The organism is Xanthomonas sontii, from assembly GCF_040529055.1.
Lineage (GTDB): Bacteria > Pseudomonadota > Gammaproteobacteria > Xanthomonadales > Xanthomonadaceae > Xanthomonas_A > Xanthomonas_A sontii.
This window is the reverse complement of sequence record NZ_CP132342.1, coordinates 2,741,308-2,755,221: the sequence shown is the minus strand read 5'-3', so window position 1 is coordinate 2,755,221 and position 13,914 is coordinate 2,741,308. Positions and strand designations below refer to the sequence as shown.

The following is a 13,914-nucleotide window of genomic DNA, read 5'->3' as shown; positions in this document are numbered from 1 at the left end:
GCCCATTCCCGATTCCCGTTTCCCGACTCCCAGCCTCAAGCAAACTGCCGCAGGAACCGCACGTCGTTCTCGAAGAAGGCGCGCAGGTCGTTGACGCCGTAGCGCAGCATCGCGAAGCGCTCCACCCCCATGCCGAAGGCGAAGCCGGTGTAGCGCTCCGGGTCGATGCCGACGTTGCGCAGCACGTTCGGGTGCACCATGCCGCAGCCGAGCACTTCCAGCCAGCGGGTGCTGCCGTCGGGCTGCTGCCAGGCGATGTCGACCTCTGCGCCGGGCTCGACGAAGGGGAAGTAGCTGGGACGGAAGCGCATCTGGAAATCGCGCTCGAAGAACGCGCGCACGAACTCGGCCAGGGTGCCCTTGAGATCAGCGAAGGTCGCGTGCTCGTCGACCAGCAGGCCTTCGACCTGGTGGAACATCGGCGAATGGGTCTGGTCGCTGTCGCTGCGGTAGACCTTGCCGGCGGCGATCATGCGCAGCGGCGGCGCATGTTCCCCCATGTAGCGCACCTGCACACCCGAGGTGTGAGTGCGCAGCAGGCGGCCGTCGCCGAAATAGAAGGTGTCGTGCATCGCCCGCGCCGGGTGGTGCGGCGGGAAGTTCAACGCCTCGAAGTTGTGCCAGTCGTCCTCGATCTCGGGGCCGTCGGACAGCTCGTAGCCCAGTCGGGCGAAGATCTCGGTGATGCGCTCCAGGGTACGGGTGACCGGATGCAGCCCGCCGCGTTCGCCGCGCCGGCCCGGCAGGGTCACGTCGATGCGCTCGGCGGCCAGGCGCGCGTCCAGCGCCGCGGTTTCCAGCAGCGTGCGGCGCTCGGCCAGCGCGGCGGACACCGTGTCGCGTGCGCGGTTGATCGCCTCGCCGGCCAGCTTGCGCTGCTCCGGCGCCAGCGCGCCGAGCTGCTTGAGCTGGGCGGTGATGCTGCCGCTCTTGCCGAGCAGCGCGACCCGCAGTTGCTCCAGCGCCTCCGGACTCTGCGCCGCGGCGATGTCCGCCAGCGCCTGCCCGCTCAGGGAATCGATCTCACTCATTGCACTCGCGCCTCACTGCTCCGGCCGAACCCGTGGCCACCGTGTCCCGCCGATGCGGAACCTCCCTACCCGGCAGGCGCCCCGTCGCCGGGGTGCCCAAAAACGCAAAAGGGGAAGGACTTGCGCCCTTCCCCTGCATGCCTGCGATGGCTCCCGCCGAAACCCCGCACGTGGACGCACGGGTTTCTGCAGGGACTCGCAAACTTATGCCGCCAGCGCGCCCTTCGCCTTCTCCGCCAGGGCGGCAAAGCCCTGCGCGTCGTGCACGGCGATGTCCGCCAGCACCTTGCGGTCGAGGGTGATGCCGGCCTTGAGCAGGCCGTTCATGAAACGGCTGTAGCTCATGCCGTTGATGCGGGCCGCCGCATTGATGCGGGTGATCCACAGCGAACGGAAATTGCGCTTCTTCTGCTTGCGGCCGATGTAGGCGTACTGCTGCGCCTTGATCACCGCCTGCTTGGCGACGCGGAAGACCTTGCGACGGGCGTTGTAGTAGCCCTTGGCGAGGTTCAGAACTTTCTTGTGACGACGGCGCGCCTGGACGCCACGCTTGACTCGAGCCATGGTTCAGTCCTCAGAGGTAGGGAAGCATACGGTCCAGACGGCCTGCGTCCTCGGCACGGACGTGGTTCGTCTGCCGCAGGTTGCGCTTCCGCTTGGTCGCTTTCTTGGTGAGGATGTGGCTACGGTTGGCGTGGCCGGCCTTGTATTTGCCGGAGGCGGTCTTGCGGAAACGCTTGGCCGCCGCCCGGTTGGTCTTGATCTTGGGCATTGCAATGTCCTTGATGGTGTTTTGTCACTGGTCAGGGCGGTGGCTGCGCCACACTTTCCGTCCGTGCCCTTACCTGCTTGTAAGCCCTTGATCCACTGAGGATCCGGGCGGGTCCTATTGCCGCGCGAGCGGCAAACCCGATGAACTGGGCCGCGCATTATGCCAGGGCTTGGAATGCCTTGCAAATCATGCGGTTCGGTGGGCGCGCACTGGCGCGCCGGGAATCGAGAATGGGGACTAGGGAATCGAAAACGGCGCGCACGGCGTCGCCACGCAGCCTGCGCTGGGGCAAAATGCGGGGATGACCATGTCGGTGGGCGCCGTTGGCACCCAGGCGGCCGCGCGCCCGCACTGGGCGGGGCGCGATCCTGGACTGGGTCAGCGCTTCTTCGGCGCGATCATCATCACCATCTGCCGGCCTTCCAGGCGCGGACGCGATTCGATGACGATGTCTTCGCCCAGATCGGCCTCGATCCGCGCGGCCATTTCGCGACCGAGCTCCTGATGGCTCATCTCGCGGCCGCGGAAACGGATATTGACCTTGACCTTGTCGCCTTCCTCGATGAAACGGCGCATGTTGCGCAGCTTGATCTGGTAATCGCCTTCGTCGGTGACCGGACGGAACTTGATTTCCTTGATCTCGACCTGCTTGGTCTTCTTCTTGGCTTCGTTGGCCTTTTTCTGCTGCTCGAACTTGAACTTGCCGAAGTCCATGATCTTGCAGACCGGCGGATCGGCCTGCGGCTGGATCTCGACCAGATCGAGTCCATCCTCTTCGGCCAGCGCCAGCGCTTCGTCGCGGGTCAACACGCCGACCATCTCGCCGTCCGCGCCGATCACGCGCACGCGCGGCACGCGGATCTCTTGGTTCTTGCGGTTCTGTTTGTTGTCAGGGGTACTGATGTTGCAATCTCCCAGGGGAATCGGACTGGCGCGGACGGAGGCTCCGTCCGCACCAGGGTGGTGTCACGCCAACTGCTCGGCGCGCAGCCGTTCGGCGAAGGCGGCGACCGACATGGTGCCCAGATCCTCCCCCGATCGCGTACGGACCGCAATCGCGCCGTTTTCCGTCTCGCGGTCGCCCGCGACCAACAGGTACGGCACCCGCTGCAGCGTGTGTTCGCGAATCTTATAACCGATTTTTTCGTTCCGCAAATCGGCCTCGATGCGGAAGCCTTGATTTGCAAGGAGTTTCCGCACGTTGTCTACATAGTCTGCCTGCGCGTCCGTGATGTTCATGACCACGGCCTGCACCGGCGCCAGCCAGGCCGGGAACATGCCGGCGTGATGCTCGATCAGGATGCCGATGAACCGCTCCATCGACCCGACGATGGCCCGGTGCAGCATGACCGGATGCTTCTTCTGGCTGTGCTCGTCCACGTACTCGGCGCCGAGGCGGCCGGGCATCATGAAATCCACCTGCATGGTGCCGAGCTGCCAGGTGCGGCCGATCGCGTCCTTGAGGTGGTACTCGATCTTCGGGCCGTAGAAGGCGCCCTCGCCCGGCAGTTCCTGCCACTCCACGCCGCAGGCGCCGAGCGCGGCGCGCAGGGCGGCCTCGGCCTTGTCCCAGGTGGCGTCGTCGCCCAGGCGCTTTTCCGGGCGCAAGGCGATCTTGATCTGGATGTCGTCGAAGCCGAAGTCGCCGTACACCTTCAGCGCCTGCTGGTGGAAGGCGGTGACCTCGGCCTCGATCTGCTGCTCGGTGCAGAAGATGTGGCCGTCGTCCTGGGTGAAGCCGCGCACGCGCAGGATGCCGTGCAGCGCGCCGGACGGCTCGTTGCGGTGGCAGGCGCCGAACTCGCCGTAGCGGATCGGCAGGTCGCGGTAGCTGTGCAGGCCCTGGTTGAACACCTGCACGTGGCCGGGGCAGTTCATCGGCTTGACCGCGTAGGTGCGCTTCTCCGACTCGGTGAAGAACATGTTGTCCTGGTAGTTGTCCCAGTGGCCGGACTTCTGCCACAGCGACACGTCCAGGATCTGCGGGCAGCGCACCTCGCCGTAGCCGCTGTCGCGGTAGACCTTGCGCATGTACTGCTCGACCACCTGCCAGATCGACCAGCCCTTGGGGTGCCAGAACACCAGGCCCGGGCCCTCTTCCTGCAGGTGGAACAGGTCCTGCTGCTTGCCGATCTTGCGGTGGTCGCGCTTGTCGGCCTCCTCCATGCGCAGGATGTAGGCCTCGAGCTGCTTCTTGTCGGCCCAGGCGGTGCCGTAGATGCGCTGCAGCTGCTCGTTCTTGGCGTCGCCGCGCCAGTAGGCGCCGGAGATACGGGTCAGCTTGAAGGCCTTGAGGAAGCGCGTGTTCGGCACGTGCGGGCCGCGGCACATGTCCACGTATTCCTGGTGGTAGTACAGGCCCATCGCGGTGACGTCGTCGGGCATGTCCTCGATCAGGCGCAGCTTGTAGTCCTCGCCGCGCTGCTTGAACAGCTCGATCACCTCGGCGCGCGGGGTGACCTTCTTGATCACGTCGTAGTCCTGCGCGATCAGCTCCTGCATGCGCTTCTCGATCGCCGCCATGTCCTCGGGGGTGAACGGGCGCTCGCTGTAGATGTCGTAGTAGAAGCCTTCGGCGATGACCGGGCCGATCACCATCTTGACCTCGGGATACAGCTGCTTGACCGCGTGGCCGACCAGGTGCGCGCAGGAGTGGCGGATGATCTCCACGCCCTCGGCGTCCTTGGCGGTAATCAGGCGCAGGCTGGCGTCGTGGTCGATGAGGTCGCAGGCATCGACCAGGCGGCCGTCGACCTGGCCGGCGATGGTCGCCTTGGCCAGGCCTGATCCGATGGACTGGGCCACGTCCATGGGGCTGACGGGGTGTTCGAATTCGCGGCGGCTGCCGTCGGGGAGCGTAATCGTGATCATGGGAGTCGGCGGAAAGGGAAACGGGGGGACGGCGTCCGCGCCACTTCGGCGGCAGGCCAGCCTGGGCGCGGGACAGAAAGAAGGCGCCACAAGGGCGCCTGCTCAGACAGCCTTGGGCGGGAACTCAAGCGAGGGCGGTGGTAGTGCTCATGTCGCACGCTCGGCCGGCGTCGCCGCGGGCCACCCATGTCCGGATCAGGTCGATAGGCAAGAATGGTAAACCAGCTTTTACCAAAATGGTAATTGCGGCCGTTTACCGAAACGGTCATTCCTGGTGCGCGCCCAAGGCCTTCGCTGCGCCGCAGCAAGAGCTACAGCGGGCGCCATGGCATGCTTCGTCGACGTTTTCTCCGCACCCGGACGCGCCGTCATCAAAGGCAAGGCCACATCGCTGGACATCGCCTATCTGGCAGGCGTGTCGCAACCCACGGTCTCGCGCGCGCTGCGCGGCAGTCCGGCGGTCAACGAGCAGACCCGGCGCAAGATCCTGGCGATCGCGCGCGAGCTGAACTACAAGGTCGACAAGCACGCCTCCAGCCTGCGCCTGCGCAATGCCGGCACCCTGGCGCTGCTGTTCTTCGAAGACCCGACCACCGACGACTCGCTGATCAACCCGTTCTTCCACTCGATGCTGGGCTCGATCACCCGCGCTTGCGCGCGCCATGGCTACGACCTGCTGGTGTCGTTCCAGCAGTTGTCGGACAACTGGCGCGCCGACTACGGCGACAGCCAGAAGGCCGACGGACTGATCCTGCTCGGCTATGGCGACTACCTGCAGGCGCAGCAACGGCTGCAGCACCTGGTCGACCAGGGCACGCATTTCGTGCGCTGGGGCGCGGTGCTGCCCGGGCAGCCGGGGGTCTCGATCGGCAGCGACAACTTCCAGGGCGGCCACGACATCACCGCGCACCTGCTGGCGCACGGCCGCCGCCGCATCGCCTTCCTCGGCGACGCCTCCAACCATTACCCCGAATTCCTGGAACGCTATCGCGGCCACCTGCAGGCACTGCGCGCGGCCGGCGCCGAGGCCACGCCGGCGCTGCAGGTCGATGCGATCACCACCGAGCAGTCCGGCTACGAGGCCGCCCTGGCCCTGCTCGGCCGCGGCGAACGCTTCGATGCGCTGTTCGCCGCCAGCGACCTGATCGCCATCGGCGCGTTGAAGGCCTTGCGCGAGCACGGCCTGCGCGTGCCCGAGGACGTGGCCCTGGCCGGCTTCGACGATATCCCGGTGGCGGCCAGCGTCGATCCGGCGTTGTCGACGGTGCAGCAGGACACCAAACTGGCAGGCGCGGTGCTGGTGGACACCCTGCTGGCGCAGATCGCCGGGCAGCCGGTAAGCAGCCGCACCCTGCCGGTGACGCTGGCGCTGCGCGGCTCGTCGCTGCTGCGCAACTGAGCCCTGCTCGGGCGCTGACGCGCCGACGGCCGGCGCGCTGACGCCGACCGGCAGCGCCGCGTTCACGGCGTCGGCGCGACGCCGTCCTTGGCCGCCATCAGCCAGCGCAGCCGCGCGCGCAGGTCCGGGCGCACGATCGGCGCATCGGACAGGAACACGCGCACGCCATGTGCCGGCACCTCGGCGCGCAGCGCATCGGTCACCTCGGTGGCGCTGCCGTCGAAGCCGTCGTGCCAGGTGCCGGGCTGCAGATAGCGCCGCACTTCCAGCGTGCGCGGCGCGTCGCTCTTGTTCAGCAGCACCAGCGCGGTCTGAGTGCTACCCGCATGCTGGAACACCCGGTAGAACACCGCCTCGTCGCCGGACAGCTGCAGATTGAGCTGCAGGCCGCGCTGCAGCGCCGGGCTGCGCTGGCGCAGCGTGGCGATGCGTCGCAGCGGCGCGAAGATCGGGCTGCTCGGCGCCGCGTTCACCCGCGCCTGGCCGAAGTAGTTGCGGTTGCCGGCATGCTCGGCGCGCCCGCGCATGAAGCCGGTCTCCGAGCCGTAGTAGATCACCGGGATGCCGCGCGCGGTGAACAGCCAGTTGTGCGCATCGATGAAACCGGCGTCGCTGGCGTCCAGCCGCGCCATGTCGTGGTTGTCGTAGAAGGTCATCAGCTCGTACGGATTGGCGTACGGGCCGCGTTCCAGGTACAGCGCCGGCTGCAGCGTTTCGTAGCCGCGCTGGGCGTGGCCGAAGGTCGCCGCCAGCGCCTGCTTGAGCGGGAAATCCAGCACGCTGACGCCGGCGTTGTTGGCCCAGGTGTGGCCGGCGATCTTGTGCGCGTTGTAGTCGAAGTCCTCGCCGAACATGAACATGCCCGGGCGCTGCGCGCGGATGCGGCGCACGAACTCGTGCCAGAAGCTGTCGGGCATCCAACCGATGGTGTCGATCCGGAACGCATCGGCGCCCTGCCCCAGCCACTGCGAATAGGCGCCGACCAGATACTCCATCACTGCCGGGTTGCGCTCGTTGAAATCGGACAACTGCGCCAGGTTGCCGCCGGTGTTGTAGAACGCGTGCAGCGGGTTGTGCGCCGGGTCCAGCTTGGACGGCGGCAGGTTCTGGTGGTCGGCGATCAGTTTGCCGTCGCGGTCGAAGACCTGGCCGAACATCGGCTGCCGCTTGGGCATGGTCCAGGCGGGCGAGCCGTGATTACCGACGATGTCCAGCACCACCTTCAACTGCTGCGCGTGCATGGCCTGAGTGAAGCCACCGAAATCCAGGCCCGGGCTCGGCAGATGCTCGTCGAGCTTGTAGAAATTCACGCCCCAGTAGCCGTGGTAACCGGTCTTGCCACGGTCGCTCAGCGAGCTGCCCCAGGTGATCGGCTTGCCGCCGGTGAAGGCCTCGTCCGGGTTGTCGACGATCGGGGTGATCCACACCGCGCCGAAGCCCAGGTCGCGTATGTAGCCGGCGTTGTCGACCACGCCCTTGAAGTCGCCGCCGAGGTAGCCGATGTTGTCGCTCTCGCCCGGCGGCGCCGGGATCGGGATGTCGAAGGTGCGATGCGCGCCGCCCTGGTCGCGATGATCGTTGCCGGGATCGCCGTTGACGAAGCGATCGGTGACCACGAAGTACACCGCCTCGCTGGCGAACGGCTCCAGCGTGCCGTAGAACTCCTCCTGCGCAGGCGCCTGGGCCTGCGCCGACGCGGCGCAGGCGCCCAGCAGGGCCAGCGCCAACAACGACATCCGATCGATCATGCGTTCGCTCCCGAATCCGACGGCACCCACAGCACGCACAGCGCCGCCACCAGCAGGCTGCCGCCGCCGATCGCCAGCGCGTACAGCGGCCGGCCGCCGAGCCAGTGCGTGAGCACGAAGCCCAGCACGCTGACCGCGACCAACTGCGGGATCACGATGAAGAAATTGAAGATGCCCATGTACACGCCCATCTTCGCCGCCGGCACGCTGTCCGACAGCAAGGCGTAGGGCAACGACAGGATCGAGGCCCAGGCGAAGCCCACCCCGACCATCGACAGCAGCAGCCACTGCGGATCGCGGATCCACAGGAACGACAGCAGGCCGGCCGCGCCCAGGCACAGATTCAGCAGATGACTCACGCGCAGCCCGCAGGCGCGCACCAGCAGCGGAATGGCGATCGCGGCCAGTGCGGCGAAGCCGTTGTAGGCGGCGAACAGCACACCGACCCAGTTGGCGCCCTCGTTGTAGGCGGCCGAGGTGACGTCCTGGGTGCCGTAGTGGGTCTGGGTGACCGCAGCGGTGGTGTTGATCCACATCGCGAACAACGCGAACCAGGAGAAGAACTGCACTCCGGCCAGGCGCCGCATCGCCCGCGGCATGGTCTGCAGGTCGCAGACGATCGCCGCCAGCATGTGTCCGCGACGCAGGCGCGGCGCCAGGCCCTGCAGCACGCCGTAAGCGATGCACAGGCCGGCCAGCACGTACAGCATGCGGTCGCCCCGGCACCAGGCGATGGCCGCCGCGCCGGCAATACCCACCGCGCACCACAGCGCAGCGGCGCCATCGACACGGCGCGGTTGCGCCGCCGCTGCGTCCGCGGTGACGACGTCGCTGCCGTGCAGATCTTCGGGCGGATACTCGCGGGTGCGCAGCACGGTCCAGCCGATGGACAGGAACAGCACCGCACCGCCCACATAGAACGCGTAGCGCACCGTCGCCGGCACCTCGCCGGGGGCGGCGGTATTGCTGACGCCCCAGTGCGCCAGCAGCCACGGCAGCATGCTCGCCACCACTGCGCCAACGCCAATGAAGAAGCTCTGCATCGCATAGCCAGTGGCGCGCTGGCGCGTCGGCAACTGGTCGCCGACGAAGGCGCGGAACGGCTCCATCGAGATGTTGATCGAGGCGTCCAGCACCCACAACGTGCCGGCCGCCACCCATAGCGTCGGCGAGTTCGGCATCACCAGCAGGGCCAGCGTGGTGAACAGCGCGCCGACCATGAAGTACGGGCGGCGCCGGCCGAAGCGGTTCCAGGTGCGGTCGGACAGGTAACCGACGATCGGCTGCACGATCAGGCCGGTCAGCGGTGCGGCGATCCACAGTCCCGGCACCTGCTCCATGTCGGCGCCCAGGGTCTGGAAGATGCGGCTGGCGTTGGCGTTCTGCAGCGCGAAGCCGAACTGGATGCCGAGGAAGCCGAAGCACATGTTCCAGATCTGCCAGAACGACAGCGCCGGCTTGGCGCGTGGCACGGCGCTCATGGGCGCTCCTCGATCGGGCCGGCCGGCGCGATCAGCAGCGCGGCGACATCGGCGGCATTGACCACGCCATCGGCGCCGCCCTGGCCACCGGTGTAGCGCGCGAAGTGCTGCAGCGCGCTCATGTTCGCCGCCGGCAACAGCCGGGCGTGGCAGCGCTGCCCGGCCTGCAGCGCGAACAGCGCCGCCGTCGAGGTCTGCTCGCCGACGCTGTGCGGCATCACCAACGGCTGCGACTGCGGCGAATTTGCACCGCACTGCACCTGCAGGCGTTTGACCGCGGCGGTGACGCCGGTGTTGATCGGACCATGCGCGTTGACGTAACGCAGGCTCAGCCGGTAGGCGCCATCGTGCGGCGCGGTCCACGTCCAACCGTCGGCGCCCTCCACGCGGGCGACGTTGCCGACGCAGACAGTGGGGCTGTGCAACGACTCCCAACGCGCACCCTTCCGGGTGAGACTCAGGCATTGCACGCGCTCGGCCAGCGGCAGCAGCGCGCCGTCGGCGCTGCCCTCGCGTGCCTGCCCATCGACGTACAACACCGAGTCCGCAGCCGCCTGCACCCGCCAGCCCCCGGTCTCGCGTCGCACCTGCGGTGCCGGCGGTGCCAGCGGCGCGAAGGCGTCTTCTGCCGTCAGCATCTGCAAGGGCGCACTTCCGCTGTGGCGTGCCACCAAGTCGATGGTGATGACGCCGTTCTGGCTATGGGTCTTGCCGGCGACCAGCAGGTCGCCCTGCAGCTGCATCGGCCGGCGCAGCACGATCCGGCGGTCCTTCAGCTGCAACGCGATCTCCTGGCGCTCGCCGAACAGCATGGGCACCAGGCTGGTCGGCAACTTGGGCAGCACGCGGCCATCGTCCTCCACGCCGAACACGCCCTCGACCACCATCGCCAGGTAGCCGGCCACCGACCACAGCTGCCGCGGCGAATTGACCACCGGGCCGCTGAGCGGACCGTCGTCGACATGCACGGCCTGGCTCAGGAACTCGTAGTTCTCCATGTTCGATCCGGCCAGCGCGGCGCCGCGCAGCAGCGAGCGCACTTCCAGGTCGATGCGCGCACTGTCGTCGGTCTGCCGCGCCGCGCGCAGCGCGTAGGCGCTGACGAACGGCCAGATCGCCCGGTTGTGGTAGATCGGCACGTCGCGCTGCTGCGGCCACGCCACCGGGCTGCCCGCCGCCACCGCCGGATAGCGGGCCAGCGCCTGGCGCGCGCGCGCGGCCGGCAGCACGTCGGCCAGCACTGCCAGCGACAGGCCCAGCAGATCGTAGCTTTCGTAGCGCACCGGATGCTCGGCGGTGCCGATGTAGCTGACGTAGGTGCCGCGGTCCTCGCGCCAGAAACGCTGCGCGATCGCCTGGCGCAGTGCATCGGCCCAGTCGGCATAGCGCGCGGCCGCCTGCGTGTCGCCCTGCTCCCGGGCCAGGCGCTCGCCCAGGCGCAGCGCCTGGTAATGCAGCACGTTGGTCGACAGCGCGAAGGAACTGGCGATGAAGCCGACATCCTCGCGGGTCCAGGCCGGATAGGTCTGCTCGCGCCAGTCCAGGAACGAGGTCTCGCCGCGGTACAGGCCGATGCGCGGGTCGAACGCGAACGCGCGATCCTGCGCCAGCGTGGCAGTGAGTGCAGCGCGGGTGTCGGCGGCGAAGGCCGGATCGTCCAGCAGGTGGCGCGCGGCCAGGAACCACACCACCCGGTCGCTGCTCACCGGCCAACTGCCGCCGGAGCCGGTGTCCTGCGCCACGAACAGCCCCGGCAGCGCGTCGGTGCCGCGCATCGGCGACAGCTTGAAGCGCAGCGAGCGGCGCGTGCGCTCGGGATCCAGCCGCGCCAGGGCCAGGTCCGCGGCATAGCTGACGTCGCGGGTCCACACGTAGGGCCAGCGCTCGCCGGTCTGGTAGCAATCGCATGGCAACGGCTTGCCGTGATCGAACGCCGGATCGCGGATCGCCTGGACCTGGTCGTCGCGCAGTTCCTGTTGCGCCAGCGCGAACAGCGCGTCGAACAACGGACTGTCGGTCTCGCTGCGCAACGGCTGCGCCGGCACCGTGCGTGTGCCTCGGGCCGCATGCAGCACGAAACCACCGTCGGCCGTGGCCTCGGCCTGCGCGGTCTGGCCACGCCACTGCAATGACGTCTGTCCAGCAGACGCCGACGCCGCAGCACCCAAGGTGGCGGCCAAGAAAATCATCTTCAGCATCGAAGCGGCAGACCGGCTCGCACCGATCGACCTCCCTCCCTCTTTGCCTGCATGGTGGAAGCGCAGGCCGGCACGCCGGCGCTGCGGTCGCCGCCTCCGCATCGCGGGGCGCTGCGGACATGGTAGACGGGCGGCACCGCGACGCGTGCAGTTGCATACGTATTCATCGCATGCGCCACGGCGGCCGCGGACCGCCTCGCTATAGTCGATGCGCTGCCACGGTCGCCCTGGGAGGGGACATGCCGCTGTTTGAGGTCCTGTCGCGCCTGCGTCTACCGTCGTTGCTGGCGAGCGTGTTGTGGTGCGTTGCGCCATGCCTGCACGCCGCGCCGCAGACGGTGGCCCGCGTGGACTCGCCGGGCAAGATCCTGCGCGTCTCCCTGCAACTGGACGAAGGCCGCCCCAGCTATCGCGTGCAGCGGCTGGGCGAGGCGGTGATCGGCGAATCGCGGCTGGGCTTTCAGTTGCGCGACGGCGCGCTGGATCGCGACCTGGCGGTGCTGGACCAGCACAGCCGCAGCGTCGACGAGACCTGGGAACAGCCATGGGGCGAGCGCCGCTACGTGCGCAACCACTACAACGAGCTGCGCGTGGAGCTGGGCGAGCGCGGCGGCCGCCAGCGTCGCTTCGCGGTGGTGTTCCGCGTCTACGACGACGGGCTCGGCTTCCGCTACAGCTTTCCGCAACAGGCCGGACTGCAGGAAGCGATCATCGACGAGGAACTCACCGAGTTCGACATCGTCCCCGAGGCGACCGCCTGGTGGATTCCCGCCGGCGCGCCCATCCACTACGAATACCTGTACCGGCGCACGCCGCTGCGCGAAGTGCCGCTGGCGCACACGCCGTTCACCCTGCGCAGCCAGGACGGCCTGCACCTGGCCATCCACGAGGCCGCCCTGGTCGATTACGCCGGGATGTGGTTGCGCCGCGGCGAAGGCCAGCGCCTGCACGCGCAACTGTCGCCGTCGGCGGAAGGCTGGAAGGTGCGCCGGTCCCTGCCCTTCGACACGCCGTGGCGCACGCTGCAGATCAGCGACACCGCCGGTGGCCTGGTCGATTCCAACCTGATCCTCAACCTCAACGAACCCAACGCGCTGGGCGACGTGAGTTGGGTGCACCCGGCCAAGTACATCGGCGTGTGGTGGTCGATGCACTTGAACCAGGACACCTGGGCGCGCGGCCCCAGGCATGCCGCCACCACCGCCAACACCCGCCGCTACATCGACTTCGCCGCAGCGCACGGCTTTCGTGGCGTGCTGGTCGAAGGCTGGAACCCCGGCTGGGACGGCAACTGGGTCGGCAACGGCGACGACTTCGACTTCACCCGTGCCACCGCGGACTTCGACATCGATGCGCTCAGCGCCTACGCGGCGAAGAAGGGCGTGCACCTGATCGGTCACCACGAGACCGGCTGCGCGGTGGAACACTACGAAGACCAGCTCGATGCGGCGCTGGACCTGTACGCGCGGCTGGGCGTGGACACCTTCAAGACCGGTTACGTCTGCGACGACGGCCAGGTGGACCGGCGCAATCCTGCCGGCGGCCCGCTGTTGCGCGAATGGCACGACGGCCAGTTCATGGCCCGCCACCATCTCAAGGTGGTGGAGGAAGCCGCCAAGCGCCACCTGTCGGTCAACGCCCATGAGCCGATCAAGGACACCGGCCTGCGTCGCACCTACCCGAACTGGCTCTCGCGCGAAGGCGCACGCGGCATGGAGTACAACGCCTGGGGCGAGCCGCCGAACCCGCCGGAGCACGAAGTGAACCTGGTGTTCACGCGGATGCTGGCCGGGCCGATGGACTACACCCCCGGTATCCTCAGCCTGACGGGCCGCGGCGGACGCGCGATTCCGAGCACGCTGGCGCGGCAACTGGCGCTGTACGTGACCCTGTACAGCCCGATCCAGATGGCGGCCGACCTGCCCGAGCACTACCTGCAGCACCGCGACGCGTTCCGCTTCATCGAGGACGTGGCGGTGGACTGGGACGACAGCCGCGTGCTCGACGGCGAGATCGGCGATTACGTGACCATCGTGCGCAAGGACCGCCACAGCCGCGACTGGTTTCTCGGCAGCATCACCGACGAGCACGGCCGCGTGCTGCCGATCGCGCTGAGCTTCCTCGAACCCGGCGTACGCTATCGCGCCGAGATCTACCGCGACGGCGACGCCGCCGATTACCAGCACAATCCGTTCGACTTCGTGCGCGAGCAGCGCATGGTCACCAGCCGCGATCAGTTGCAGGTGAAGCTGGCGCCCGGCGGCGGCCAGGCGATCCGTTTCGTCCCGCTGGACCCGGCGCCGGCCTCCGCTGGCACGGCGGCATCGCGCTGACGCACCACCATGCGGCACGCGGCACCGCCGGCAGCACAGCGGCGGAGGCATGCACTCGCCATGCCGGATCACGGCGCTCGC

The 13,914-nt window shown here is 68.2% G+C and carries 10 protein-coding genes; 2 read left to right on the top strand and 8 right to left on the bottom strand.

Annotated features, from left to right (window positions below):
• Positions 1-35: 35 nt before the first annotated feature.
• From pheS to thrS, 5 genes are all read right to left on the bottom strand, one after another.
• Positions 36-1,031, bottom strand: coding sequence for a phenylalanine--tRNA ligase subunit alpha (pheS, locus tag RAB70_RS11600; protein ID WP_010342858.1), 996 nt, complete (start codon positions 1,029-1,031; stop codon positions 36-38).
• Between the two features lie 204 nt (positions 1,032-1,235).
• The gene (gene rplT, locus RAB70_RS11595; RefSeq protein ID WP_010342859.1) at positions 1,236-1,595 is read right to left on the bottom strand and encodes a 50S ribosomal protein L20; all 360 of its coding nucleotides are present in this window, start codon (positions 1,593-1,595) and stop codon (positions 1,236-1,238) included.
• Between the two features lie 10 nt (positions 1,596-1,605).
• The gene (gene rpmI, locus RAB70_RS11590) at positions 1,606-1,803 is read right to left on the bottom strand and encodes a 50S ribosomal protein L35 (protein WP_010342861.1); all 198 of its coding nucleotides are present in this window, start codon (positions 1,801-1,803) and stop codon (positions 1,606-1,608) included.
• A gap of 378 nt (positions 1,804-2,181) precedes the next feature.
• Positions 2,182-2,721 carry a translation initiation factor IF-3 gene (infC, locus tag RAB70_RS11585; RefSeq protein WP_081613216.1) on the bottom strand — a complete coding sequence of 180 codons (540 nt, stop codon included), beginning with the start codon at positions 2,719-2,721 and terminating at the stop codon, positions 2,182-2,184.
• A 48-nt stretch (positions 2,722-2,769) separates the two neighbouring features.
• Entirely contained in the window at positions 2,770-4,674 is a 1,905-nt protein-coding gene (thrS, locus tag RAB70_RS11580; RefSeq protein ID WP_148829269.1) for a threonine--tRNA ligase, read from the bottom strand.
• A gap of 325 nt (positions 4,675-4,999) precedes the next feature.
• On the opposite strand from thrS, the gene RAB70_RS11575 reads away from it, so the two are divergent.
• Positions 5,000-6,073, top strand: coding sequence for a LacI family DNA-binding transcriptional regulator (locus tag RAB70_RS11575; protein ID WP_148829270.1), 1,074 nt, complete (start codon positions 5,000-5,002; stop codon positions 6,071-6,073).
• Between the two features lie 62 nt (positions 6,074-6,135).
• On the opposite strand, the gene RAB70_RS11570 is transcribed toward RAB70_RS11575, so the two are convergent.
• The 3 genes from RAB70_RS11570 to RAB70_RS11560 are packed head-to-tail and all read right to left on the bottom strand — an operon-like array spanning position 6,136 to position 11,500.
• Positions 6,136-7,809: an alpha-amylase family glycosyl hydrolase gene (locus tag RAB70_RS11570; RefSeq protein ID WP_192578959.1), complete on the bottom strand. Its 1,674-nt coding sequence runs from the start codon at positions 7,807-7,809 to the stop codon at positions 6,136-6,138.
• Positions 7,810-7,817: 8 nt separating this feature from the next.
• Positions 7,818-9,302, bottom strand: coding sequence for an MFS transporter (locus RAB70_RS11565; RefSeq protein ID WP_148829272.1), 1,485 nt, complete (start codon positions 9,300-9,302; stop codon positions 7,818-7,820).
• Positions 9,299-11,500 (bottom strand): Six-hairpin glycosidase-like protein, encoded by a 2,202-nt coding sequence (locus tag RAB70_RS11560; RefSeq protein WP_170268126.1) that lies wholly within the window; start codon positions 11,498-11,500, stop codon positions 9,299-9,301. Before RAB70_RS11560 ends, RAB70_RS11565 begins: the two co-directional genes overlap by 4 nt.
• Positions 11,501-11,739: 239 nt before the next feature.
• Between RAB70_RS11560 and RAB70_RS11555 the strand changes: the two genes are divergently transcribed.
• Positions 11,740-13,833: a glycoside hydrolase family 97 protein gene (locus RAB70_RS11555; RefSeq protein WP_148829274.1), complete on the top strand. Its 2,094-nt coding sequence runs from the start codon at positions 11,740-11,742 to the stop codon at positions 13,831-13,833.
• Positions 13,834-13,914: the final 81 nt, after the last annotated feature.